The sequence below is a fragment of the Chryseobacterium sp. Bi04 genome, from assembly GCF_918698085.1.
Taxonomy (GTDB): domain Bacteria; phylum Bacteroidota; class Bacteroidia; order Flavobacteriales; family Weeksellaceae; genus Chryseobacterium.
The window spans coordinates 350,299-377,085 of the sequence record NZ_CAKKLP010000001.1 but is presented as its reverse complement, the minus strand read 5'-3'; the positions used below and the strand labels follow the sequence as shown (position 1 = coordinate 377,085).

The window sequence follows — 26,787 nt, the reverse complement described above, 5'->3', positions numbered from 1 at the left end:
ATGAGAAAACTCCTGATCATTCTCTTCGTATTCCAATTACTTTTAATCCAGTCACAAGTAAAAAAGGATTTGGTAATTCCCAAAAACCCAAGAATAGGACTATCGCTGGCCGGTGGTGGTGCCAAAGGTTTTTCACATGTCGGAGTACTTAAAGTTTTAGATTCACTGGGAGTCAAAGTAGATTATATTGGCGGAACAAGTATGGGAGCCATTGTCGGCGGCCTTTATGCTGCCGGATATTCCGGAAAGGAAATAGAAAAAATTGTTATGGATACGGATTTCTATTCTCTGATTATGGATCCCAAATCCCGGCAGGAATCTACATTTTTCAATAAATCCGTGGATAAATATCTTTTATCTATCCCGTTAAAAAATGGAAAAATAACACTTCCTTCTTCTATAAGTACAGGACAAAGGAATGTCTATCTTCTTAAAGAGCTTTTCAAAAATGTTTCCAACATTGATGATTTTTCTAAACTTCCTATTCCCTTTTTTTGTGTGGCCACCAATCTGGAAAGTGGAAATATGCAGATCTTTGAAAAAGGAGACCTCGTACAGTCAATCATGGCAAGTTCAGCATTTCCTTCTTTAATGGATCCTGTGAAAATAGGTGACAGTATTTATATTGATGGAGCCATGACCGTAAATTACCCCTCAAAACCTTTAAAGGACAAAGGGATTGACATCGTCATTGGAGTGGACCTGAACCAGGACCTTTCAAAAAGAGAAGATTTAAACAATATTATTTCAATCCTGAACCAGGTGATCGACTTTGGAATAAAAAGAGATACCAGAAAACAATATAAATATACTGATATTAACATCAAGCCCAATCTAAAGGGAATGACAGCCACCAGCTATGATGAGAAAAAAAAGATTCTTGATAGCGGCTATGTAGAGGGAATGAAATATGTCAATGTCCTGGATCAATTACCCAAACGGTCCTTTGACCGCCTCAGACAACGTGTAAACCCAATATATTCCAACGTCTACAAAATAGATAGTCTTGCGATAGAAGGAGGCAAAATATATGGTAAAAACTATGTTTTAGGAAAATTGGGACTACGCCTTCCCTCTTTACAAACGTATGGAAATATTAACAAGATGATTGATAAGCTTGTTGCCACCAATAACTACAGATTCATCAACTATGATATTATTCAGCAGAATGACACTAATTATCTGAAGTTATACGTTACCGAAGATGATGCACGGCATTTTGTAAAATTTGGACTTCATTATGATGAAATTTTCAAAACAGGACTCCTATTAAATTATTCCGCAAAAAGACTTTTATTTAAAAATTCAAACCTTTCAGTAGATGTTGTTGTTGGGGATAAGCTCAGATACTACCTTAATTATTTTATTGATAACGGATATATTCCCGGATTTGGTATTTATTCTTCCGGAATGAGCTTTGATCTTAAGAATATGGATAATAACATCGTAGATAAATGGGAATGGATCAGAAACGAAGCCTACATCCAATCGATATGGAAGGATAAATTTGCAATTGGAGGTGGTATAAGCCATGATTACTTCAAGGCTGAACTTAATGGCGAAAACAGGCGTTACAGCCGTTTTTTGAACCCCTATGCTTTTTTGAAGACCGATACCCAGGATGACAAAGAATTCCCTACAAAAGGGGTCTATTTCGCTGCAGAAGGAAAGGTGGTAGATCTGTTAAAATCTGAAGTTGAGAAGAGAATTATCCAGATAAAAGCAGATCTAAGAATTAATATTCCGTTGGGTAAACAATTTACCTATCGTCTTAATCTGTTTGGTGGACTTACCATTGGTGAAAATCTTCCTCAGTATTATCAGTACAGACTTGGTGGGGTTTTTGAACAGAATATCATCAACTTTAAAAGTTTTGGAGGTTTTTATTTCGCACAGCTTCATAGCAATAATGTGATATTAGCCTCAAATGATATACAGTTTAAATTCAACAAAAGCTATTTTGTTAGTGGAAATTTCAGCTTTGCCAATCTTTCTAATGATCTTAAATTCGAAGATGCAGTGAAAGTAAATTTTAGCTCATTGGGAATAACAGCAGGATATAAATCTCCATTTGGACAAATTAAAGTAAACTTTAGCCACTCACTTAAAAATAATCAAAAAGGCATATTCAGTGTTATTTTAGGACACTGGTTTTAAAACAATGATACAATTCTTTTACGAAAACTTACCGCAAAGCGTAAGTACAGATTACAAACAATGGCTGGAAGATATTATTCTTTCAGAAGGAAAAAAACAGGGAGAAATCAATTACATTTTTTGTGACGATGAATATCTTCTTAAGATCAATCAGGACTATTTGCAACATGATTATTATACAGATATCATCACTTTTGATTATGTAAAAGGGAAAACAATAAGCGGAGAGATTTTCGTATCTTTGCAGCGCATTTCCGACAACTCCTCTACCCTATCCCGAGATTATGAAGAAGAAGTAAGAAGGGTTCTGGCCCATGGCATTCTTCATCTTTCAGGTTATAAAGATAAGACTGAGGAAGAGGAAAAAGAGATGCGGAGAATGGAAGATTTGTACTTATCCAGATATAAGGATTTAAAGAATTAAAATTAAAGAATTACTTAAAGCTATATATCTAAAGTGCTCTATTCTAGCTGTAATATACATTTACCTAGAGTGCATTCTCCAAAAATGTTTCACGTGAAACATTGGTAATAAGAACAAAGTGTAAAGCTTAAAATAAGCGAGATAAAAATGATTTCAGAAATATATGATGTAATAGTAGTAGGTGCCGGACACGCAGGTTGTGAAGCCGCAGCCGCAGCCGCGAACCTGGGTTCAAAGACCCTACTCGTTACTATGAATATGCAGACCATCGGACAGATGAGTTGCAACCCGGCAATGGGTGGAATCGCAAAAGGACAGATCGTAAGAGAGATTGATGCAATGGGAGGATACTCCGGAATTGTAGCAGATAAATCAGCTATCCAATTCAAAATGCTGAATCTTTCAAAGGGTCCCGCAATGTGGTCTCCAAGAACCCAAAATGACAGAATGCTTTTCGCAGAAGAATGGCGATTAGCATTAGAGAATACTCCCAATCTTGATTTCTTTCAGGATATGGTAAAACAACTTATTGTAGAAAACAATAAAGTAACAGGAGTGGTTACTTCTTTAGGAATAGAAGTAAAAGGAAAATCTGTAGTCTTAACGAACGGAACATTTCTTAACGGATTAATTCACGTTGGTGATAAACAATTAGGCGGAGGAAGAATGGGAGAACCGAGAGCATTTGGTATTACCGAACAACTCGTCTCTTTAGGATTTGAAGCAGGAAGAATGAAGACCGGTACTCCACCAAGAGTAGATGGAAGAAGTTTGGATTATTCCAAAATGGAAGAACAGAAAGGAGATGAAAATCCTCAAAAATTCAGCTATCTTGATACCCCAAAATTAACAAAACAACTAAGCTGTCATATTGTATATACCAACGAAACAGTACATGATATTTTGCGTGAAGGTTTTGACAGGAGCCCAATGTTCAATGGTACGATTCAAAGTTTAGGTCCAAGATACTGTCCAAGTATCGAAGATAAAATCAACCGTTTTGCAGAAAGAAACAGACATCAGCTTTTTGTAGAACCTGAAGGATGGAAAACAGTAGAAATCTATGTAAATGGATTCAGCTCTTCCCTTCCTGAAGATGTACAGATTAAAGCGATGAAACATATTCCAGGATTCGAAAACGTAAAAGTATTCCGTCCGGGTTATGCTATTGAATATGACTACTTCCCTCCTACCCAATTGAAACATACTTTAGAAACAAAATTAATTGATAATTTATATTTCGCAGGACAGATCAATGGTACTACAGGATATGAAGAGGCAGCAGGTCAAGGTTTAATGGCAGGTATTAATGCACACAATAAAGTTCACGAAAAAGATGAATTCATCCTTAACAGAGATGAAGCGTATATTGGGGTATTAATAGATGATCTGATTACAAAAGGAACTGAAGAACCATACAGAATGTTTACTTCACGTGCCGAGTACAGACTTCTTTTGAGACAGGACAATGCAGATATCAGATTGACAGAAAAAGCATATCAATTAGGACTGGCAAAAGAAGAAAGATTAAAGAAAGTAGAAGCCAAAATAACTGACAGTCAATCACTTGAAGGATTCTTACGAGAAACTTCTTTAAAACCAGGAATGATCAACCCTATTCTGGAATCTATAGAAAGTAATCCTGTAGATCAGGCTTACAGAGCAGCTCAGATCCTTACCAGACCGAATATGACGCTACATAAACTGGATGAAATTGAAGCCATCAAGGAGTTTTCTTCTCAATATAACGAAGAGGTAAGAGAGCAGGCGGAGATCAATATCAAGTACAAAGGATATATAGAAAAAGAAAAGGAAAATGTAGCGAAGCTAAACCGACTGGAAAACATTAAAATCCCAGAAGATTTTGATTATTCAAAGCTATCCAGCCTTTCTACAGAAGCCAAACAGAAGATGACCAACGTCCGCCCTAAGACTATAGCGCAAGCTGGAAGAATAAGCGGAGTATCTCCATCCGATATAAACGTTTTACTGGTGTATTTAGGACGTTAAAAAAATAAATGTTTCACGTGAAACATTTAAAAAGTTAAAGCTAAAATTAAGGTATTTAAGAGCGTATTTCAGCTTTTAGATATCTTAATTTTCAAATATAAAGATAACGACTTCAATGAAAATAAAAGATCATTTTCTTTCACAGGAAATATTTGAAATTAAAGAAACACAAACCAAGGGAGTATTTAAAACCACCCCTATTCCATCCCATATTTCCAAATATTATGAAAGCGAAGATTATATCTCCCATCATCAGGATTCCGGAAGTCTGAAAGAAAAATTATATAAATTTCTTCAGTATTTTAATCTTCAGTATAAAAAAAACATCCTCGTTGATAGAATCAAAAAAGGATCGAAAGTTTTGGATTATGGATGCGGTGCAGGAGAATTTGTAAAGTATGTAGAAAATGATTTTGAAACTTTCGGTTTCGAGCCTGATGTTGATGCAAGAAAAGCAGCGGAAAGTAAAATAACCAAAGCCAAAATTCTGGACGATATCCATGCAATTGAAGATCGAAGCCTAGATGCAATTACATTATGGCATGTATTTGAGCATATAGAGAACCAGGATGAAATGCTGGATATATTTCACGGGAAATTGAAAGAAAAAGGTCTTTTAATAATTGCTGTTCCCAACCCTACTTCTTATGATGCAAAACATTATAAAGAACATTGGGCAGCTTATGATGTACCAAGACATATCTATCATTTTTCTAAAAATGGAATGCAAAATTTAATTTCAAAGAAATCAGATTGGAAAATGAGAAAAATAAAACCACTCGTCCTGGATTCATATTATATCTCCATGCTAAGCGAAAAATACAAAAAATCTTCGCTTTTTTGGCTAAAAGCAACGATCTACGGAACGATTTCGAACGTAAAAGCCCTTTTTTCAAACGAATTTTCAAGTTTGATATACATTATCGAAAAAAAGTAGAAAATCGATTTTTAAGCTATTTATGAAGGTCGATTTTAAGCATTTTTACCTAAAAAATAAAAAACTCAGGAAATTTTCCTGAGTTTTTCAATTTATACCACTATCAGTTTATATTATGATTTTCAATTTTTAGTTCAAAAGAGATAAAAAAATTTCATACCGTAAGATTTTTTAAAAATTCTTCTCTCTACTTTTAATTTCAAAATATTCAAGTTTTCCTTAAATGATCTAAAAAAAGATACTTACCTCTCTATTCAAAAAAAGACCGAAAGATACCTATCATGTTTTATAGGATTAACAATCCAATTACTTATAAAATTTACATTTCCTTGAATAATAAAAATTGTTGTGCTGCCACGTTAAATTTCACATCTGAAACTCCACCCGCACAAAAGTATGAAAAGTTCAGGAACCTAATACATCGGCTGAATAGTATACACCCCTACTCTCTTCTAATTATTGGAAAGTACAAGGCTGATTAAAACTAATGATCCTCCATTGACAACAGGCAAAGGTATTTTTACCAGTAAAACATATTGAGCTTATGGATCCGCTAAAAATACAGATAAAGAAGTACATTCAACTTTAGGTTAATTAGAAATATACAGAACATCATAGTACTCGATTGAAAATAGTATTTTTAATACCTCACCAATTTTATCAGAAATTGAAATATTGGTGATATTTCTTTTTTCTTTTTGAACTCAGCTACAAAATTCATTCTCGTATAATTGTAAACTTGTTACTGGAGAATAAAGAATTACTCCCATGAATTATTATTTCCTCTGAACGATAAATAATTTCATCTTTTAACACTCTACTATCAATCGGAAGTAAGAAAGTTCATCAATCCATCTGCTTACTTTTTGAAAGGTGACACTCTCCACTAAAGTTATCAATAAACTAACCGAGATTATCATTATGAGCAGAATTTCCTACTGTAAAAAATTCATTTATATACATCATACTATTTCAATTTGGTACTAAAAATGTATCTCCCGCTGCCGTCAAAAATTGACGCAAATAAAAATATAGCCAGAAAAAAATAACATAACACAAACATAATTTGCTTAAAAAAGCATGTAGAATAAAGGCAAAATATTCATTTTAAGTTATAACTTTTTATTATAACTATAAGTAATATCTATTAGTCAATCCATGCAAAAAAGCTTTGATAAGAATAAAGCAAACATTGAAAAAATATAGCTTTTAAGCAGAATATTCAAACAAATATACTCACTGGACAACAGTTTATTTACTATATATTTTATTATATTCACTAATTATAACAACATTCAATATATATTTAATATCCAATCAATTCAATTAGGTATTAACATAATCATAAAAATGAATCTTCATACATAGAAATAACGTAAAAAATATAACAAGCATTAAGATTTTTTACAAGCTCAATTGTACTAAAAACACGTTAAATAAATTGTTATTTTAGTCTTTCTTTGCTCATAAAAATAGCACTACATCCTAAAATTATAGAGCCAAAAAAATAATTCGGATCCAAAAAACCTGCTAATAGAATTAGCAGGTTTAGTATTTTAAAACTTAAATTAATTGTTAATTGCAGCTACGCCTGGAAGCTCAAGACCTTCAAGACTTTCAAGCATTGCTCCACCACCGGTAGAAACATAGCTTACTTTCTCACCGTATCCGAATTGTTTAACAAAAGCAACACTGTCACCTCCTCCAACTAAAGAAAAAGCACCAAGTCTTGTTGCTTCAGCAATACTGTCACCAAGTGCAATAGTTCCTCCGGCAAAGTTTGACATTTCAAAAACTCCAATTGGACCGTTCCAAAGAATAGTTCTTGAATTTAAAAGTACATCATTAAACTGATCTCTTGATTTATGGCCTGCATCAAGTCCCATCCATCCTTCCGGAATAGCATAAATATCAGCTTCCTTTCTTTCAGCATCATTGCTAAAACTCTCAGCGATAATAGCATCCGAAGGAAGATACACTTTTACCTTATGTTCTTTTGCTTTACCTAAAATTTCTAAAGCCAATGGAAGCTTATCTTCTTCTACTAAAGAATTACCTATTTTTCCTCCAAGAGCTTTAATAAAAGTAAATGCCATACCTCCACCGATAATCAAATTATCTACTGCAGGAAGAATATTTTCTATAATGGTGATTTTAGTTGAAACTTTAGAACCTCCTAAAATAGCAGTTACAGGTCTCTCACCATTTTTTAATACCTTATCAATCGCTTTAAGCTCATTAGCCATTAAAAAACCGAAGAATTTAGTCGAATGAAAGAATTTTGCAATTACAGCAGTAGAAGCATGTGCTCTATGTGCCGTCCCAAAAGCATCATTTACAAAAGCATCCCCTAATTTTGAAAGTTGCTCAGCAAAACCTTCATCCCCTTTTTCCTCTTCATTATGAAAACGTACATTTTCTAATAATAAGATCTCCCCAGGTCTCAATTCTGAAGCTGCTTTTTCTGCTTTCTCACCAATAGATTCATCAACAAATTTAACTTCCTGCCCAAGAACATTGGAAATTTCACCTACAATATGCTTTAGAGAAAACTCATCTTTCACCTCTCCTTTAGGTCTTCCAAGATGTGTGATCAAGATGACAGATCCGCCATCGTTAAGAATCTTCTCTACTGTCGGTTTCACCGCAACAATTCTTGTGTTATCTGTTACCTGAAGCTGGTCATCCTGTGGAACATTGAAATCCACTCTTACCAGTGCCTTCTTATCTTTAAAATTGAAATCATTGATTGTTTTCATAAATATCGTTGAATTTTCGTTTCACAAATGTAAGGTTTTAAACTTTTTCAACAGATCCATTGAAATAAAAGTTTTCAAAAACTTTCCCCATCCCCATTCACTCACTAATCAACAATTTTTTCTCTTATAAAGAAAAGAATAATGTAGTTGTTGTTGAGTGTTGTTAGTTTCGGGGATAAGTTTTAGGCTAAAAGTTTATAACAAATAGCTTTTGTTAAATTCATATTTAATTCACATTATAAATCATTGTAAACCTGCTTATTCTGGTACTTATTAACAGATGTTGATAACTTCAGTAAATATCAATTATTAGTAATTTTTTTATGGAAAAAGTTTGGATTAACTGAAGAAAACAATCGGAAAGTTGTGGTTGAAATTTCCGGAAAGGTTTTCTATTACGAAATAAATTCATCTTTAAAAATAGAAAGTTGATGAAAGTTTTCCACACTTATTAACATACCTTTTCACAATTAATCCCCGGTTTACTAACACTATTTGTTATTATTCTTACCTTTGTAAGGAAATAGAATCTAATAAAGCTTAATACAAGTACTATGAAAAGAAAAATTGCTATTGCAGCAGACCATGCAGGCTATGAATATAAGGAGATTGTTAAGAACTATCTCTCAGAACGGTTTGAAGTTCAGGATTTTGGCACGTTTTCCACAAACAGTGTGGATTATCCGGACTTTGTACATCCTGCAGCCACCTCTGTAGAAAATGGGGAAAATGAATTGGGAATTTTGATCTGTGGAAGCGGAAATGGAGTTCAGATCACTGCAAACAAACACCAGAAGATCAGATGTGCACTTTGCTGGATGCCGGAGATTGCAACACTGGCAAGACAGCATAATGATGCTAATATGATATCCATGCCAGCAAGGTTTATATCCAAAGAAGTGGCTATTGATATCGTAGAAAAATTTCTTACAACAGATTTTGAAGGTGGAAGACACCAAAATAGAGTTGATAAAATAGCAGTTTGCTAAGTATACCGAGGCTTGTAAATTCATTTGCAAGCCTTATTTATTTTTTATTCGTACATTTGCAATATTCAATAGAAATTACATTCTATTATTCTTCGGAACCTTTTTTGATATATAAAAAGATATTTAACAAAAGGTTTTCTCTTTTCTTCTCCATATTTGTATTAAATTTATACAAAACTAAAAATTCCGTTATAGCTGATTTAAAAAGGAAATTACTGTTGATTGACTAAAAGAAATTGAATAGTAAAATTGGTTACCTTTATAGTAAGTATAATGGAAACTTAGAAAAAGGTTTTAATTGAATTAAAGCCAAGAACAATTAAAAAAAAATAAAATGCCAAAAAAAGGAAAATATATAAGTCATAAAAATGATTTGAAAATGATGGAAATCGGGAGACTGATCCTTCGTTTTATGAATGCTAATGCATCAAAAATTTATAATTATAAACAGATTGCTGACGGGATAGATTATAAAAACCCGAGACAGCGTGAACTTGTCATTCAGGCACTCCATAAACTTCAGGCATCGGAAAAGATTCAGGAAGTGGAAAAAGGTAAATATATTGTGAATTTGAAAATTGCAGGAACAATGTCCGGAATTATCGATTTCAACCAAAGTGGAAATGCCTATGTAAGTGTAGAAGGTGTGGATGATGATATTTTTGTTCATGCCAAAAATGTGAAAGATGCTTTGCAGGGTGATAAGGTTCTTATTATAACTTACCATTATAAAGGAAAGAAACTGGAAGGTTCTGTATTGGAAGTTCTGGAAAGAAGCAGAACAGAATTTGTAGGAACTTTTCAAAAGGTGGCCCATAAAGATTTTGGATTTGTAGTCTGTGATAAAAAATCTATCAATACCGATATTTTTATCCCGAAAACAAAATTCAATGATGCCCAGGATGGAGATAAGGTTGTTGTTAAAATGACCGAATGGAAACCTGGAGATAAAAATCCTGAGGGTGAAATCATTCAGGTATTGGGTGCTCCTGGAGAACATGAGACAGAGATCCACTCTATTCTTGCAGAATACGGACTTCCATATGAATTTGCACCGGAAGTTGAAGCCGATGCAGATAAGATTGACAGAAGTATTACGGATGAAGAGGTTTCAAAGCGTTGGGATATGCGTGATATCTGTACTTTTACTATTGACCCCAAAGATGCTAAAGACTTTGATGATGCTTTATCCATAAGAAAGTTAGAAAATGGAAATTGGGAAATTGGAGTTCATATTGCGGATGTATCCCATTATGTAGTTCCGGGAACTATTCTGGATGATGAAGCTTATAAAAGGGCGACCTCTGTTTATTTAGTAGACAGAGTTGTTCCGATGTTGCCTGAAGTATTAAGTAATGATGTTTGTTCCCTTCGTCCCAACGAAGATAAATATACATTCTCAGCCGTTTTTGAATTGAATGATCAGGCGGAAATCCAAAAGCAGTGGTTTGGAAGAACGGTTATCCATTCAGACAGGAGATTCACCTATGAAGAAGCTCAGGAACGTATAGAAACAGGCGAAGGTGATCTGGCAGAAGAGATAAATACCCTGGATAAACTTGCCAAGATTCTGCGTAATGAGCGTATCAGAAATGGAGCTATTACATTTGACAGAAGTGAAGTAAGATTCAACCTGGATGAAAATAATGAACCGGTTGGAGTTTATTTTAAAATAAGTAAAGATTCCAATCACCTGATTGAAGAATTTATGCTTTTAGCCAATAAAAAAGTATCTGAATTTGTTTCATTGACAAATAAAGGTGAAATCACCAACAATACATTTATTTACAGGATCCATGATGATCCGGATCCTGCAAAACTGGAAGCATTGAGAGATTTTGTATCTACTTTCGGGTATACAATGAATCTTGCCAATACTAAAAAAGTAGCAGAATCCTTGAATAAATTACTTCATGATGTCAAAGGAAAAGGCGAAGAAAATATGATTGAAACGCTGGCTATGAGAAGTATGACTAAGGCGGTATATTCTACAGATCCTATTGGACATTATGGTCTTGGCTTTGAGTATTACAGCCACTTCACCTCTCCTATCCGTCGTTATCCGGATTTGATTGCTCACCGTCTTCTTCAGCACTATCTGGATGGAGGAAAATCGCCAAACAGACCGGAGCTGGAAGAAAAAGCGAAACACTGCAGTTCAATGGAAAGATTGGCGGCTGATGCGGAAAGAGATTCTATCAAATTTATGCAGGTGAAGTTTATGGAAAAACACCTTGGAGAAACATTTACAGGAGTGATTTCCGGAGTTGCTGAATTTGGTTTCTGGGTTGAAATACCTGAAAACGGTGCTGAAGGTTTAATCAAACTAAGAGACCTTGTGGATGATTCTTATTCATACGATGCAAAAACACATGCTGTATATGGAGTAAGACACGGAAATCGATATCAGTTGGGAGATGAACTTCGCATTAAGGTTGTGAAAGCCAATCTTATTCAAAAACAATTAGACTTTCAGGTCGTTTAAAATAATAATAAAGGAGAGGCTGTTCTGTACAAGAGCAGCCTCTTTTTTTATACAATTTTTCAGATAGGGCTGATTTTTTTCTTGCCCCTTCTCTCCGGACTTCAGTAAGATTTTCCCTCTTGTTTCCAATTTCTTTTCTTAAAAATAGCGTGTCTTAAACTTGCCGTAATTAGAGTTGATATATAACAACTTTATTGAATAATTAAATCATAAAGTCTAACTTTGTATAAAACGGAATGAAAATCTTTTTCATTTTAAATCATATTAAATGTTTGAACTTGTACTATCTGCCGTTATATTAGGATTCATGCTGAGTCTGGTTTTTATAGGGCCTATATTTTTCCTCTTAATTGAAACCAGCTTTTCCAGAGGCCCCAAACATGCTTTGGCTTTAGATCTGGGAGTAATCAGTGCAGATCTATTATGTATTGTTGCGGCATATTATGCCAGTTCGGATATTGTCACTTTAATTGATAAACATCCCGGGTTCTACAGAATAACTTCTATCCTTATTTTTGTGTATGGAATTGTGATGCTGGTTACCAAAACCAAAATGCATATGCCCGGAGAGGAAAAAATTATCGGACAAAATTATTTTAAAACTTTTTTTAATGGTTTTTTCTTTAATCTTTTAAATGTAGGAGTCATCCTTTTCTGGCTGGTAACGGTAATTTCTGTGAGAAATCAATATCCTAACACCAGTAGTTTTATTTTATATATAGGCATTGTACTCGCAACATATCTTTCCATTGATCTGGCCAAAATATTTCTTGCCAAGCAATTTCACGATAAACTTACCCAGAAACTGGCTAATAAAATCAGAAGAGTTGTTGGGGTAATTCTTATTGTTTTCAGTTTCTTTATCTTCCTCCAAAGTTTTAAAAAGTTTAATCAGTTTGACAGACAGTTAGAGGAAGCTGAAAAGAAAGAAGTCAAATATCAAAAAACAGAATGAAAAAAAATATCTTTCCACAACCCCTTAAAAAAGGAGCTAAAATAGCCGTTATTTCCCCTGCGGGAGCTGTAGATGTATCCCAGCTGGAAAAGGGAATAAAAATGATTAAAAATAAGGGATTTGAACCTGTTTTGGGACAACATCTTTACACTAAATTTTCAAATGGGTATAATTATGCCGGAACAGAGCAGGAAAGAATACAGGATATCAACTGGGCTTTAAACAATAAAGAAGTTGGTGCTATATGGGCTTCCAGAGGAGGCTATGGCTGCCAGCATCTGATTCAGCATCTGAAATTGAAAAACTTCGCCAAAAATCCGAAATGGTATATCGGATATTCTGATAATACGGTGATCCAAAGTTACCTGCTGAAGAAAGGATTTGTTTCCATTCACGGGCAGACGATCAAAACATCAAGCTTTGGAGTAACGGAAGAAAGTTATGATATGATCTTTGATATTTTAAAGGGAAAAGCCCCAAAATACAACCTGAGTGCGCATTCATTGAATAAGAAAGGGAATATAGAAGGCGAAATTGTGGGTGGAAATTTAGCCCTGATTTATGCTCTCTTGGGAACCCGGTATTCCTTTGAATTTAAAGATAAAATTTTATTCATTGAAGATATCGGAGAAAACTTTTATGCTTTAGACCGGATGATTATGAGCCTTGAACTGGCCGGGGTTTTTAATAAAATTAAAGGGCTTATTGTAGGAGGAATGACCAATATGGGTGATGAAAAAGATAATAAAAGTTATGAGGAGAGTTTTGATGAATTTGCTTACCAACTGATTTCAGAAAGACTTTCAAAGTATAAATTCCCTATAATTTTTGGTTTCCCAAACGGACACATTAAAGACAACAGACCTCTTTTAATTGGAGGAACTGCTACAATAAAAATGGAGACTAAAGTGAAAATTGAATTCTAAAATATCCCTGATTCTCAAATCCAGACTATGGCTAACCATAATGATTTTGGCAAAATAGCAGAAGACATGGCCGCTGATTATCTTCAGAAAAACGGCTATACTATTCTTGCCAGGAATTTTCGTTTTCAAAAAGCGGAGATTGATATTATTGCTGAGAAAGAAGATGTAATCATTATTGTAGAAGTAAAAGCAAGGTCTACTGATGCTTTTATGCTTCCTCAGGAAGCCGTTACCAAAACAAAAATAAAGTCGATTGTCTCTGCAGCTAACCATTATTTAGAGGAAACAGATAAAAAGAATGAGGTAAGATTTGATATTATTTCAGTTCTTCCTGATGAAAAAAGAAAATTAAGTATTGACCATATAATCGACGCTTTTCAGGCGTTGGATGCCAATTGATCAATACGTGTTTCAGCATATAAATGAATCATCCAATATCAAAAAATCAAGTATTGAAAGACTATTATAGTTGGACACTTTTACATTAAAATTTTAATTGTATGAAAACAATAGTAATAACCGGAGCTACTTCCGGTATAGGAAAATCCACAGCACAACTTTTGGCAAAACAAGGTAACAGAATAATCATTTGCGGGAGAAGAAATGAAGCATTAGAATCTTTAAAAACAGAATTATCTGAATTTACCGAAATATTTAGTTTAATGTTTGATGTTAGAAACCTTGAAGAAGTTGAAGCAGCCATTAACTCCCTTCCTGAGAATTGGAAAGATATTGATGTTCTGATTAATAATGCCGGGAATGCGCATGGATTAGATCCTCTTTCTGCCGGTAAGACTGATGACTGGGATTCTATGATCGACGGAAATGTAAAGGGATTACTCTATGTTTCTAAAATGATCATCCCAATTATGAAAACTAAAAATTTAGGTCATATTATCAATATAAGTTCTGTGGCAGCAAGACAAACTTATGCCAATGGAGTTGTTTACTGCGCTACCAAAAAGGCTGTCGACGTGATTTCTGAAGGCATGAGATTAGAGCTTACAGAGTTTGGAATTAAAGTGACCAATATTCAGCCGGGAGCTGTGGAAACTGATTTTTCTTTAGTGAGGTTTAAAGGAGACAGTGAAAAAGCTTCAACGGTATACGCCGGATATGAACCGTTAAAAGCAGAAGATATTGCAGATGCTATCGCTTATTGTATAAATGCCCCCAAGCATGTTACTGTTTCTGATATGACCATTTATCCAAGTGCTCAGGCAGAACCAAGAACCATCTACAGAAAATAGTCTCAAAATAAAGGCGTAAATTTGCAGCATATTTAAAAAGCAATTTTGCGGTTTAGCTTAAAATAAGAAAATGAAAATTTTATATCTTGAAACCTCTTCTAAAAACTGTTCTGTAGCAATTTCAGACAATGAAAAACTATTGTGTCTTTCCGAAGAAGTTTCTGAAAACTATAAACAGTCTGAAAACCTGCACACATTTGTAGAATGGGCATTGGAGGGGGCGGGAATTTCACTGAAAGATATTGAGGCCGTTTCACTGGGAAAAGGACCGGGATCTTATACCGGCTTAAGAATTGGCGCCGCTTCGGCAAAAGGATTCTGCTACGGATTGAACATCCCATTGGTTGCCGTAAATTCTATGGAAAGCATGATAGAGCCTTTTTTGGGGCACAACTATGATTTTGTAGTGGCATTAGTCGACGCAAGAAGAATGGAGGTTTATACGGCAGTTTATGACGGCTTGACGGGAATTGAACTCAGCAATACAGAAGCTAAGATTTTAGATGAAACCTCTTTTGAAGAGTTTAAAGATAAGAAAGTGATATTTGTAGGAGACGGAGCGAAGAAAGCAAAAGAGATTCTAAATCTTCCCCAGGCGGATTTTAGAGAAGATGTCTACCCTTCTGCTCAATATCTTATCAAAAAATCATTAGAAAAAATAGAACATAAAGACTTTGAAGATATTGCTTACTTTGAGCCTTTTTATTTAAAAGATTTCCACGGAGTGAAGAAAAAGAAATCCTCAGATTCTATATGATCATAAAAAATAGGCTATTACATATAAAAAGCGAAGAGTTAATCTTCGCTTTTTTATTTTATTGAGGCCTTTTAGGAATGGTGGATTCCGTGGGCTGCTGTGTGGCTCTTTTCTTTTTTTGCTGGCTGTCACCGCCGGGCTTTTTTGTAGAAGGGGCTGTCTCTAAGCTCTCTAAATTGTTGTTGTTGAGGTCAGCTTTCTGTAACCCCTCCTGTACAGGTTCGGAGTTGTTATTAGGTTGAACGGGGGCTCCGGGCTGCTTAGGAACAGAATTTCCTTTATTATCCGTTGCCTGGAAGCTAAGGTCACTTTTCAGGTAATTCAGCATTTCTTTAGCTCTCACTCCTTCCGGAGTTTTAGAATAGTTCAGTGCAATCTGCTCAAGCTGCAGGATCATTACCTCCTTTCCACTGGATTTTCCTGCATTAAAGGCATTGAGTAAATAGAGTTTAGGCACTAAAGCATCTTTTGGAAACTTTTGGATTGTCTGGTCAATGACATTCTTACTGTCATCAAACTTCTCCGATTCAAATAAAGCATATGCCTTTTTATATTCATTCTCAACATCTTCCGTAGATTTTACAAATGAAACGTTTTTAGGGTTTCTTGCAAATTCAGCATATGAAGTATAAGGATAATCCTTTAAAAGAATCTGTTTCGCCCTGTCTGATATCTGAGGATTTTTCTCGTAATTCATTGCAAAAATCTCATATAATGCCTGAAGCATTACTTTTTCTTCGGGCTTTACATCTACAAGATCATACAGCGTTTTAGTAGCTAAAGGAGTATTAGTAAAATAATTCTGATACATAATTCCCAGGCCTAAAGAAGCTGTATCTCTGTCCTTTTTCAGCTGGGACAGTTTACCCTGGTCTGTTGGGATCTGCTCAATATAATAAGCCGGTTCAAAACGTCTTGGGTTAGGGGCAGCGGATACTCCTAAAGCTTCATTTTTCATATCTTCAATAGAAACCATCTTTTTTGAAAAACGCCAGTTATCAGCAAGAGCTCTGTCTCCCCAGACCTGTTTAAAGGATGATGTTCCTTTGCTTACAGTTCCCGTATTACTGAAATAAAAACCTTTTGTAGTAACTCCAAAGTCTTCAAAAGCATTGACGTCATTGGCGAAAATAGAATTGGCATTATAGTCTCCGGTATCAAAACCTTTGCTTCTTTCTGCACGTCTTCTCTCCTGCTCTTCTTTTTCTTCTTTAACTTTTAGCTTAGCAATATACTTGGAGAAAAAGTCGGTTTTCTGTCCCTCATCCATCTTGGCTAAAGAAAGAATACTGTCATTTTTTTTAATCAGGTAGTAATTTTTAGAGATTTTTTTAATGTACTCAGACTGATCTTTCAGCAACACCTTGGAAGGCTCATAAGTCATTACAACAAGTGCTGAATCATAGTAACTTCCGGCACCGATATAGTCGTTTTTTTCAAGATAACTCTTCCCTATTTCGTAGTATGCCAAACCTCTGATTTGAGGGTCGGAAACCTTTTCAAATAAGGATTTTCTGAAAAACTGCTGGGCTTCGTCTTTTTTTCCAGCCTTATTGGCCATTAAGCCTAAGGCATAGTAAAATTCATTCTTTCGGGAACCATAGGTCCCTTTTTTACTGATGCTTTCCAGATAATTTTTTGCACCATTGTAGTCTCCTTTTCCATTAAATGTTTTGGCAATAGCAATCTGAGATTTTACTTCAAATTCAAAATCATTGGCATATTTATAGGCTGCAGCATAGCTGTCTCTTGCCTTTTCATTTTGTCCGAGATTTTCCTGTACCTGCCCTCTGAGATAAGCAATTCTGCTCTTAAGTTTTCTGTTACCATTCAGTTCAAATGCTTCATCCAGCTCCTTAGCAGCCTCTTCTTTCTTCCCTGCATCCAGCAGAGACTCAGCATAATAAATGCTCAGGAGTTTTGCATAGGTCTTATTGAGCTTCTCCCCTTTCAGCTTGGCAAAAGTTTCATGAGCTCTGTGATAATCTTTGATGTTGTCATAAGCTAATCCCTGATAAATTCTAGCCAAAGGCAGCCTTTTATCATCTTTCATATGTGTGAAAACATAATTCAGGGCATCCAGAGCTTCCAAAGGCTTATTTTGATAAATTCTGGATTGCGCCAGGATCATATATGCCTCAAAAATTTGTTTATTCTTCTCTTCCCCATTTCTGGTCACTGAATATTTATTGATGGCCTTCAGTGCTTTAGCTTCAGCAATTTCCAAAGTTGTAGCCCCTTTATTTTGACCGTCATCCTGATTATCCTGGGTATTACCAGGCATATTTCCCTGCATTCCCGGGACATTCGGGATACCGGAACTATTTCTTCCCGATGGCTTTGAGTTCGCTACTTCAGCCATTTTCATGGAATTTTCTGCAAATGCTGCAGACTGGCCCAGATCACTCCCCAAAGGCTGTTCTTCATAAGTAAGAATAGGAATATAAGGAGCATAAAAATTATCTTTATGTCCCTTATCTCTGGTTGTAAATTCACTGTTTAATGCATCCTTCGCATTAAAAAGGGTGTTATAGTATGTGGAAAAGCCTTTCAATAGCTTAGACCGCTGCTCTGGCTTTTTTGTCTTGGTAGCACATGAAGCAACGATACACATTACTAAAAGGAACAATATATTCTTTTTCATTATTCAATATAACTAGCTAATCTGCTTTTTATTATCAGCAGTTTGATGATTTTGTAAAAATAATAAAATTTTATAATGAATAATATTTATATTTCGTTCAAAATTTTGTAAACCAAATGAGTAGGTAGCCCCATAATAGTATAAAAGCTTCCGGTCATACTTTTAATCTTAGCCATACCCAGCCATTCCTGAATACCATAGCTTCCGGCTTTATCAAAAGGTTTGTATTCCCGAACATAATAATCTATTTCCTCATCGGTAATCTCATCAAACGTTACATCAGCTACATCGGTCTCTGTAATGGATTTATCAGCGGTTTTCACCGTAATTCCCGTATAAACCTGATGTGTTTTTCCGGACAGCTGGCGAAGCATCTTCCGGGCATCGTCTTCATTGGCCGGTTTGCCTAGGATTTGATGGTCAATAGCTACTACCGTGTCAGAGGTTAATAAAACCTCGTCATCGATAAGGTTTCTGAAGGTATCTGCTTTTAACAGAGATAAATAAGCCGCGGCTTCCTCTATTTTTATATGGTCAGGAAGGATTTCTTCACAATCGGTTTTTACCACTTCAAATTCAAAGCCAAGGCTGGAAAGAAGTTCCTTTCTTCTCGGGGATTGAGATGCTAAAAGTAATTTCATAAATATTATACAGATTGAGTATTATCATCATGCCAGTTTCCCTGAACTTTCATTACCTGCTCTATGACGTCTCGCACAGCACCACTCCCCCCTTTTTGCGGGGAAATATAACTGGAAATTCCTTTTACTTCAGGAACTGCATTTTCAGGACATGCTGCTATCGCGGAGTTTTCCATGATATGAATATCCGGAAGATCATCTCCCATAGTCAGGATTTCCTCATTTTTAAGATTGTATTTCTTTTTAAAATCTTCAAAATCAGATAATTTATTATGGGATTTCGGATAATAATCCTGAATTCCAAGATAATTGATTCTATGCTTTACCATTTCATCATTTCCACCGGTGATGACCCCAATTAAATAATTGTTTTTTAAAGCTTTAACGACTGCATAACCATCCAGCACATTCATTACCCTACACATATTCCCTCCGGGAAGAAGATAAACACTGCCATCTGTAAAAACACCGTCAACATCAAATACAAATGCTTTTATATCTTTTAATTTCTCTTTATAACTCATACATTTTTTGAATAGAATGATTCATTGTTTTATAAATTTCAAGACTTTCGTCTTTTAATAGCTGTTCGTGCAGCTGTAAAATTCTTACATCATTTCTTACCGCAGGGCCTGTCTGTGCCATTTTAGGCTCTATTTCATAGATTTTTTGGACCGTTTCATCAATTAAAGGCAAGAAATAATCAAAAGGAATCTCCTGAGAATCTGAAATTTCTTTGGCTCTTGAAAAAAGATGATTCATAAAGTTACAGGCAAAAACGGCTGTCAGGTGAATATATTTTCTTTTTTCATGGGTGCTTTCCATTACATTTTTAGAGACCACAGAAGCAAGATCAGAAAGAAGTTTTTGATCCTCTTTATTTTCAGTTTCTATAAAAAAAGGAATCTTTTGATATTCCAGATTTTTAGATTTTGAAAAAGTCTGCAACGGATAAAAACTGGCCTTCCGGTATTCTCCTGAAAGGATTTCTTTAGGAAGGGATCCTGAAGTATGGGCCACCAGACTGTTTTTCTTAGTGATGATCTTGGAAACGTCTTCTACAGAATGATCACTTACACAGATCAAATACAGATCTGCATCCTTCAAATGTTCTGTAGAATAAGGAAGATTCAGTTCTTCAGCTATTTTCTTTAATTCATTTTCGTTTCTTCCAAAAATCTGGACCAAAGGAATATCTTTCAGACTGAAAGCCTTTGCCATATGATAAGCAACATTTCCGGAACCGATAATTACAATTTGCATATAACAAATATAAGATTTTAAGCCGACTACTAAAAAGAAAGGGGATGGGGAAACCGGATAGTAAGGATAGGCATACTTATTGCGTGTAGTCTAAAGCTTAGTACCCAAAAAAATTTCATATTATTTTGATTTTTAAGGTTAAAATTGAAGAAGTAATTTAACTTTCAGTTACTTTTGTAATCCAAAACAGTGAAAGCATCTTATGAAGATTAAGGACGCGGAAATTATTTCGTTGATGCAGAATCCACGGACCCAGGAAAAAGGTGTCCGTGCCTTGATGGATGCTTATCAAAGCAGATTGTATTGGCACATTCGAAGAATTATCGTGGATGGAGATCTTGCTCAGGATACTTTGCAGGAAACATTTATTAAAGCTTATCAGAATTTTCATCAGTTCAAAAATGACAGTCAGTTGTACACCTGGCTTTACAGAATTGCTACCAACGAAGCATTACAACAAGTCAACAAAATGAATAAAATGAAAAAAACTGATGAAGACGCAGAGTATCATATGCAGAATCTTGTCGCCGACAATACCGAAGGAAGTGCCGAAGAAATACAAATCCTGTTACAGAACGCTATACAAAGTCTGCCAGAAAAGCAGAAACTGGTATTTATGATGCGGTATTATGATGATTTGCCTTACGAAGAAATATCTAAGATTGTAGATATGTCTGTAGGGACGTTAAAAACAAATTATCATTATGCCAAGCAGAAAATAGAAGAATTTATTAAAGAAAATTACGAAAGATAATTTTTGAAAAAACAGAAATGAAAGAGTTCGACATAGAAAAATTAGAACGTAAAAATATTTACAAAGTCCCTGATCATTTGTTTGAAAACATTCAGGAGAATGTTATGAATGATATAAAGACAAGCAAAAAAGCGCCTATCTTTAAATTGAACTGGCTGTACGCTGCCGCGGCATCAGTAGCTTTAATTTTTGGAATGACTTATGTTTTAAATTCTGATAATGATTCCGCTGAAAAAGGGCTAACTTCAGATGCTGCCTATGCAGTTAATAAAGGAGAACTCAAAACAGAAAGTGAACTTGCTTATGAAACATTAAAATCTGATTTAACTTTTGCTGATAATAATAATCAAACAAGTGTAAATCAGGCGGATAATGTTAACTATGCTTTAAAAAACGAAAAAGAAAAAACAGAAACGTCACCAAAATCAGTGAAAGCCAAACCTAAAAAAGACGAAACCAAAATAAATGATTACCTGGATTCGTTTTCTAATTCTGAAATTGCAGAATTGGCTAGTAACTCGACACAAGACGTTTATTTGGACTTATATAATTAATAAAGATGAAAAAGATAATATTGACGTTTTTTATTATTTATGGTTTCGGCTTGAATGCTCAAAGGACGGATTATGACTGGAAAAAGATGGATCCAAAACAACGGAAGGAAGTCATTAACAATCTTTCTCCTGAAGAAAGGAAAGAACTGCTTAAGAAGTTCAGGAACAACATGATCATGGATAATCTGAATATTGACCAGGATGATAAAGCAGAATTTACCCAGCTTTATAATGAATACCTGGAAAGTCAGAAGCAGATAAAAGGACAGTTCGATCCTGGCTTTAATCCTGAAACATTATCAGATGAAGAAGCCAAAGTTAAACTTCAGCAAAGCTTTGAAATAGGGCAGAAGCTATTGGATAACAGAAAAAAATACGCAGATAAAATGCAGCAGGTAATTCCCTGTCAAAAAGTCTTAAAGCTGTTTCAGTCTGAAGGAATGATGAGAGATAAAATGAATGAAAGGAAACCTCACGGAAATAATAATCCAGGACCTAAACAGACCCCATAATAGTTTATTTTTTTAATGTTGGACGGCTCTTACAAATCTTTTTTTGTGAGAGCCGTTTAATTTATGTTTTAAAAAATTCTACTTTTACCGAAAACATCAATTATGAAAAAAACACTTTTCCTTTTATTGCTTTCAGTAGTGTTATACGGTCAGAAAAACCAGTTTATAGAACTTAGAAATAATATAAAAGATAGAAATCATGCCGCCCAATCTCTTACGTTGCTTGACAGAAGAGAAGATAAAACAATAGGTATAGTTTCACACAGGAAAGAGCCTTACGAGGTAAAATTTGAAAAAGAAGACCTGGAAAAATTATTTTCAGATTGGTTTTTAGAGAATAATAAAAAACTGGGAAAGACTGAATACTTCCTTGTACTGGAACATTTAAAAGTTAAAGATATACCAGGCGAAAGATCAGTCGCAGGACATCTTGAAATGCAGGCGTCTACCTTTTTAAAAAGAAATAATAAATATTACTTTTTAAAAAAAATTAAAATTTCGAAAGATTATCCACAGAGAGATCATGCTTATATTACAAGGGCTATAGCAGCCAAAATATCATCGGAATTAACCAATATTGTAAAAGATTCATATGCTGAAAGTGGTTTGAATATTCCTGTTTCCGAGGCCGATCTTGACAACTACGGAAAAATAATATCTGAGCAGTTACCTGTTTATAGCTCCCAGTCTTTTGCAGATGGAGTCTATAGAGATTATAAATCATTTGCAGAACAAAAACCTGATAAAGAACTTACGGTAAAGAAGAATAAAGAGGGCGTGATTAAAGGAGTGAAAAGAGTTGATGGTTATGATAATCTTAGTAAAGATGTTTTTGCAATCATCGATAACGGAATTGCTTATAAAAAAACACCCACAAGTATTATTGAGATAGAGAAAGATGATGAAGGCTATTTTATAACTGCATCCGAAGAGGAAATTTTTCCAAGGTCTAATGCTGCTATTTATGCAGGGGCTGGAGTTGGAGGTATTATTGGAGGTTTGGTCGTTGCTGTAATAGATATTACTGCCACAAAGATCCGCAAACAGAATGCAATGTATTATAGAGTAGGAATTGATACGCTTACAGGAGATTATATTTTCCCTGAAAACTTTGGTAAAACTAAATAACATATCGGAAAAGAAGAGACAATTTTGCTTCTCTTTTTACCATTATTTGTGTTTTAGTTAAAAGAAAAAATTAAGAATATAAAATTCTCTTGCATTTTCTTATCTTTGCAAATTACAAGATTCTTAAATGAAAAACATACGAAATTTTTGCATAATCGCTCATATCGACCATGGTAAAAGTACCTTGGCAGATCGTCTTTTAGAGTATACGAATACAGTTACTCAAAGAGAACTACAATCTCAGACGCTGGATGATATGGATTTGGAGAAAGAACGCGGGATTACGATTAAGTCTCACGCGATCCAGATGGATTATGAATATAAAGGAGAAAAATATATTTTAAACCTGATTGATACACCGGGACACGTAGACTTCTCTTATGAGGTTTCCCGTTCTATTGCTGCCTGTGAAGGAGCCCTTCTTATTGTGGATGCTGCCCAAAGTATTCAGGCACAAACAATCAGTAATTTATATTTAGCATTGGAAAATGACTTGGAGATTATTCCAATTCTTAATAAAATAGATCTTCCATCTGCAAACCCAGAAGAAGTTACCGACGAAATTATGGGACTTTTAGGGTGCAAATATGAAGATGTTCTTAGAGTTTCAGGGAAAACAGGAGAAGGAGTTCATGATTTGCTTGAGCAGATTGTGAATAGAATTCCTGCTCCGGTTGGAGATCCTAAAGCTCCGTTACAGGCATTGATCTTTGACTCTGTTTACAACCCGTTCAGAGGAATTGAGGCTTATTTCAAAGTGGTGAACGGAAGTATTTCTAAAAACGAAAAAATTAAATTTTTTGCTACAGGAAAAGAATATGGTGCTGATGAAGTAGGAACTTTGAAACTAAAACAAGTTCCGAAAAAAACTATTGAATGTGGTGACGTAGGATATATTATTTCCGGAATTAAAGATGCACGAGAAGTTAAAGTGGGTGATACCATTACCTCTTTTGTGAATCCTGCAGAAGCTGCCATCGATGGTTTTGAGGAAGTAAAGCCAATGGTTTTTGCCGGCATTTATCCTATTGAATCTGAAGATTTTGAGGAACTAAGATTCTCATTGGAAAAATTAAGATTAAATGATGCCTCTTTGGTTTTTGAACCTGAAAGTTCTGCAGCACTTGGTTTTGGTTTCCGTTGCGGATTCTTAGGAATGCTTCACATGGAAATTGTACAGGAACGTCTTGATAGAGAATTTGATATGAACGTTATTACTACGGTACCCAATGTTTCATACCATGGATATTCTAAAAGAGAACCTGAAACCGCAATTTTAATCAACAATCCGTCTGAAATGATTGATCCCAATCTTTTGGATAGAGTTGAAGAGCCTTATATAAAAGCTTCCATTATTACTAAATCCGATTTCGTAGGTGCGGTTATGACGCTTTGTATTGAAAAAAGAGGAGAGATTGTTAACCAAAGTTATTTAACGGCAGACAGGGTAGAATTAACATTCAATATGCCTTTGGCTGAAGTTGTTTTCGACTTCTATGACCGTCTTAAATCTATTTCTAAAGGATATGCTTCATTTGATTATTCACCAATAGGAATGCGTTCTTCCAAACTTGTTAAAATGGATATTCTGATCAATGGAGATATGGTAGATGCCCTTTCTTCACTGATTCATGAGAGTAATGCCTATTATATTGGTAAAAAGATGTGTGAAAAACTTCGTGAACTGATCCCTAGACAGCAGTTTGATATTGCAGTTCAGGCAGCATTGGGAGCGAAAGTTATTGCCAGAGAAACAATCAAGGCATTAAGAAAAGACGTTACCGCGAAATGTTATGGAGGAGATATTTCCAGAAAGAGAAAGCTTTTGGAAAAACAGAAGGAAGGTAAGAAAAAAATGAAACAGATTGGAAGGGTAGAAGTACCACAGTCTGCATTCATGGCTGTATTAAAGCTTAATGACTAAAAATATAAACCGCTTCGTTCGAAGCGGTTTTTTATTGCCTTTGATTTTAGCGCTTTAGAAAGCTACAGGATTTTTTTTGTATTTTTATAAAAACATATTGTTGAATGAAATCAGAAGAAATAAAAAACTTATTCTATAAATTTGAAGAAGCCTCCTCTGAACTAGAGGGAATAGAATGCTGGAGTGCAAGGGATTTACAAATTTTGTTAGGATATAGTAAATGGGAAAACTTTGAAAAAGTAATTATAAAAGCAAAAGATGCTTGCAAAAATGTTGGGGAGCTAATCGAGTATCATTTTCCTGATATCAGGAAAACGATACAGATGCCGAAAGGAGCTGAAAAAGAGATAGATGATATTCTATTAACAAGGTACGGATGTTATTTAATCGCACAGAATGGGGATAGTAGAAAACAAGAGATTTCTTTTGCACAAAATTATTTTGCAGTTCAAACAAGAAGAGCAGAATTAGTAGAGCAAAGATTATTGGAGTATGAAAGAATCAAAGCCCGTGAAAAATTAAGTCAAACCGAAAAACAACTTTCAGGAGTTTTATATGAGAGAGGAGTTGATAGCCAGGGATTTGCTATTATAAGAAGTAAAGGAGATCAAGCGCTTTTCCGGTTAAACACCCAAATGCTAAAGAAAAAAATGGGTATTCCTGAAAATAGGCCAGTTGCTGATTTTTTACCTACTATTAGTATTAAAGCTAAAGATTTAGCTGCAGAAATGACAGGATTGAATGTTCAAAGTAAAGATCTAAAAGGACAATCAAAAATTGAAGAAGAACATATAGATAATAATGTTGCTGTTAGGAATATGCTTACTAACAGAGGAATAATTCCTGAAAATTTACCTTCTGCGGAGGATGTCAGAAAATTGCAGAGAAAATTAGACGGAGATGAAAAGAAAGTTTTGAAACAAACTAAAAAGCCTTTTAAGAAATAAAACAAAATCTGCTTCAAACGAAGCAGATTTTGTTTTATTTCTTGCGGGTGAATTTTATTTCCATTGTTTTCATTTCCTTTCCTGTTTTAGGATTGGGACCGTACATTTCCAGTGTATGGTTATTATCATCGGTAAAGGTATAGACTTCTCTTACCTCACATTCTTTTCCGGGCTGGCTGGGATCCGTCATTTTACCTTTAAAATCAATAGATTTTTTAGCAGGATTCCAGTCTCCCTCGGCATGCATTAATCCTGTTCCCATATTGTCAATCCAGGTGCTTACGAATTTTTTCCTGGCATTATCATATCCCATAATGCTCATCCCTTCAAAAGGCATTCCCATAAAATTTCCTTTATAATTGCTTATCTGATAACGGCCTTCAAAGATCATTTTATTAGTGCATTCAGAAGTGCTGGTGGATGCTTTTCCGCTTTCATCCATCCACATGCTGGTAGCACCGGTCCAGTTTCCATCAAATTTTGCCAGCATTTTATGCATTTCTCCCGGAGTAGCAAATTCCATCCACGCTTTGGTTGCTGTAGCAGAATCTACAGGTTTCCATTCGGATTTTGCGGTGGTGGAATCCGTTTTGTCAGCATTACCGGCTGCTGTTGTTTTTCCTTTCTCACAAGCTGTCAGTAAAAAAGCCATAGAAAGAACTGTTAGTAAATTTTTCATAAATATTTAATTTTAAGTTGGTTATAGTAATAACTTAAAGATAGTAACTTTTATTATATGTAATTTTTTTATTGTTATGATAAATTGTAACT

23 protein-coding genes are annotated in these 26,787 nt (G+C 34.8%); 17 read left to right on the top strand and 6 right to left on the bottom strand.

What is annotated here, in order from left to right; genetic code table 11:
- The 4 genes from LQV47_RS01780 (at window position 1) to LQV47_RS01765 (ending at window position 5,528) form a co-directional block, all read left to right on the top strand.
- A complete protein-coding gene (locus tag LQV47_RS01780; RefSeq protein WP_230033144.1) occupies window positions 1–2,157 on the top strand; it encodes a patatin-like phospholipase family protein in 2,157 nt (718 codons plus the stop codon).
- Between the two features lie 4 nt (window positions 2,158–2,161).
- Window positions 2,162–2,581 carry an rRNA maturation RNase YbeY gene (gene ybeY / locus LQV47_RS01775; RefSeq protein WP_230033142.1) on the top strand — a complete coding sequence of 140 codons (420 nt, stop codon included), beginning with the start codon at window positions 2,162–2,164 and terminating at the stop codon, window positions 2,579–2,581.
- Window positions 2,582–2,728: 147 nt separating this feature from the next.
- Window positions 2,729–4,591 (top strand): tRNA uridine-5-carboxymethylaminomethyl(34) synthesis enzyme MnmG, encoded by a 1,863-nt coding sequence (mnmG, locus tag LQV47_RS01770; protein ID WP_230033133.1) that lies wholly within the window; start codon window positions 2,729–2,731, stop codon window positions 4,589–4,591.
- Between the two features lie 115 nt (window positions 4,592–4,706).
- Window positions 4,707–5,528 (top strand): class I SAM-dependent methyltransferase, encoded by an 822-nt coding sequence (locus LQV47_RS01765; RefSeq protein ID WP_230033131.1) that lies wholly within the window; start codon window positions 4,707–4,709, stop codon window positions 5,526–5,528.
- A 1,568-nt stretch (window positions 5,529–7,096) separates the two neighbouring features.
- On the opposite strand, the gene LQV47_RS01760 is transcribed toward LQV47_RS01765, so the two are convergent.
- Window positions 7,097–8,287 carry a phosphoglycerate kinase gene (locus tag LQV47_RS01760; RefSeq protein WP_230033129.1) on the bottom strand — a complete coding sequence of 397 codons (1,191 nt, stop codon included), beginning with the start codon at window positions 8,285–8,287 and terminating at the stop codon, window positions 7,097–7,099.
- A gap of 554 nt (window positions 8,288–8,841) precedes the next feature.
- Here LQV47_RS01760 and rpiB point away from each other — a divergent pair.
- The 7 genes from rpiB (at window position 8,842) to tsaB (ending at window position 15,649) form a co-directional block, all read left to right on the top strand.
- Complete coding sequence (gene rpiB, locus LQV47_RS01755) at window positions 8,842–9,276, top strand: ribose 5-phosphate isomerase B (protein ID WP_230033127.1); 435 nt, start codon at window positions 8,842–8,844, stop codon at window positions 9,274–9,276.
- Window positions 9,277–9,610: 334 nt separating this feature from the next.
- Entirely contained in the window at window positions 9,611–11,761 is a 2,151-nt protein-coding gene (gene rnr / locus LQV47_RS01750; RefSeq protein ID WP_230033125.1) for a ribonuclease R, read from the top strand.
- A gap of 268 nt (window positions 11,762–12,029) precedes the next feature.
- On the top strand, window positions 12,030–12,716 hold the full coding sequence (locus LQV47_RS01745; RefSeq protein WP_230033116.1) for a LysE family transporter: 687 nt from the start codon (window positions 12,030–12,032) through the stop codon (window positions 12,714–12,716).
- Window positions 12,713–13,642 (top strand): LD-carboxypeptidase, encoded by a 930-nt coding sequence (locus LQV47_RS01740; protein ID WP_230033114.1) that lies wholly within the window; start codon window positions 12,713–12,715, stop codon window positions 13,640–13,642. Before LQV47_RS01745 ends, LQV47_RS01740 begins: the two co-directional genes overlap by 4 nt.
- A gap of 27 nt (window positions 13,643–13,669) precedes the next feature.
- A complete protein-coding gene (locus LQV47_RS01735; protein WP_230033112.1) occupies window positions 13,670–14,041 on the top strand; it encodes a YraN family protein in 372 nt (123 codons plus the stop codon).
- A gap of 101 nt (window positions 14,042–14,142) precedes the next feature.
- On the top strand, window positions 14,143–14,892 hold the full coding sequence (locus LQV47_RS01730; RefSeq protein ID WP_230033110.1) for an SDR family NAD(P)-dependent oxidoreductase: 750 nt from the start codon (window positions 14,143–14,145) through the stop codon (window positions 14,890–14,892).
- Window positions 14,893–14,962: 70 nt separating this feature from the next.
- Complete coding sequence (tsaB, locus tag LQV47_RS01725; protein WP_230033108.1) at window positions 14,963–15,649, top strand: tRNA (adenosine(37)-N6)-threonylcarbamoyltransferase complex dimerization subunit type 1 TsaB; 687 nt, start codon at window positions 14,963–14,965, stop codon at window positions 15,647–15,649.
- Window positions 15,650–15,707: 58 nt separating this feature from the next.
- Here the strand turns inward: tsaB and LQV47_RS01720 are convergent, their stop codons facing one another.
- From LQV47_RS01720 to LQV47_RS01705, 4 genes are all read right to left on the bottom strand, one after another.
- Complete coding sequence (locus tag LQV47_RS01720; protein ID WP_230033102.1) at window positions 15,708–18,293, bottom strand: tetratricopeptide repeat protein; 2,586 nt, start codon at window positions 18,291–18,293, stop codon at window positions 15,708–15,710.
- An 86-nt stretch (window positions 18,294–18,379) separates the two neighbouring features.
- Window positions 18,380–18,934 carry a Maf family protein gene (locus LQV47_RS01715; protein WP_230033101.1) on the bottom strand — a complete coding sequence of 185 codons (555 nt, stop codon included), beginning with the start codon at window positions 18,932–18,934 and terminating at the stop codon, window positions 18,380–18,382.
- Between the two features lie 5 nt (window positions 18,935–18,939).
- The gene (locus tag LQV47_RS01710) at window positions 18,940–19,458 is read right to left on the bottom strand and encodes an HAD hydrolase family protein (RefSeq protein ID WP_230033100.1); all 519 of its coding nucleotides are present in this window, start codon (window positions 19,456–19,458) and stop codon (window positions 18,940–18,942) included.
- Window positions 19,448–20,197: a Rossmann-like and DUF2520 domain-containing protein gene (locus LQV47_RS01705; RefSeq protein ID WP_230033099.1), complete on the bottom strand. Its 750-nt coding sequence runs from the start codon at window positions 20,195–20,197 to the stop codon at window positions 19,448–19,450. The genes LQV47_RS01710 and LQV47_RS01705 overlap by 11 nt, the downstream gene beginning before the upstream one ends.
- 202 nt (window positions 20,198–20,399) lie before the next feature.
- Here LQV47_RS01705 and LQV47_RS01700 point away from each other — a divergent pair, with 202 nt between their 5' ends.
- The 6 genes from LQV47_RS01700 to dinD all read left to right on the top strand — a co-directional run bounded on the left by LQV47_RS01700 (window position 20,400) and on the right by dinD (window position 26,016).
- Window positions 20,400–20,951 carry a sigma-70 family RNA polymerase sigma factor gene (locus LQV47_RS01700; RefSeq protein ID WP_047489920.1) on the top strand — a complete coding sequence of 184 codons (552 nt, stop codon included), beginning with the start codon at window positions 20,400–20,402 and terminating at the stop codon, window positions 20,949–20,951.
- A 17-nt stretch (window positions 20,952–20,968) separates the two neighbouring features.
- Window positions 20,969–21,505, top strand: coding sequence for a hypothetical protein (locus LQV47_RS01695; protein WP_230033098.1), 537 nt, complete (start codon window positions 20,969–20,971; stop codon window positions 21,503–21,505).
- Between the two features lie 5 nt (window positions 21,506–21,510).
- Window positions 21,511–22,017: a hypothetical protein gene (locus tag LQV47_RS01690; RefSeq protein WP_230033097.1), complete on the top strand. Its 507-nt coding sequence runs from the start codon at window positions 21,511–21,513 to the stop codon at window positions 22,015–22,017.
- A 102-nt stretch (window positions 22,018–22,119) separates the two neighbouring features.
- The gene (locus LQV47_RS01685) at window positions 22,120–23,145 is read left to right on the top strand and encodes a hypothetical protein (RefSeq protein ID WP_230033095.1); all 1,026 of its coding nucleotides are present in this window, start codon (window positions 22,120–22,122) and stop codon (window positions 23,143–23,145) included.
- A 127-nt stretch (window positions 23,146–23,272) separates the two neighbouring features.
- Window positions 23,273–25,069 carry a translation elongation factor 4 gene (lepA, locus tag LQV47_RS01680; RefSeq protein ID WP_047489911.1) on the top strand — a complete coding sequence of 599 codons (1,797 nt, stop codon included), beginning with the start codon at window positions 23,273–23,275 and terminating at the stop codon, window positions 25,067–25,069.
- A gap of 104 nt (window positions 25,070–25,173) precedes the next feature.
- Window positions 25,174–26,016 carry a DNA damage-inducible protein D gene (gene dinD, locus LQV47_RS01675; protein ID WP_230033093.1) on the top strand — a complete coding sequence of 281 codons (843 nt, stop codon included), beginning with the start codon at window positions 25,174–25,176 and terminating at the stop codon, window positions 26,014–26,016.
- 34 nt (window positions 26,017–26,050) lie between these two features.
- On the opposite strand, the gene LQV47_RS01670 is transcribed toward dinD, so the two are convergent.
- Complete coding sequence (locus tag LQV47_RS01670; RefSeq protein WP_230033091.1) at window positions 26,051–26,695, bottom strand: DUF1579 domain-containing protein; 645 nt, start codon at window positions 26,693–26,695, stop codon at window positions 26,051–26,053.
- Between the last annotated feature and the right edge of the window lie 92 nt (window positions 26,696–26,787).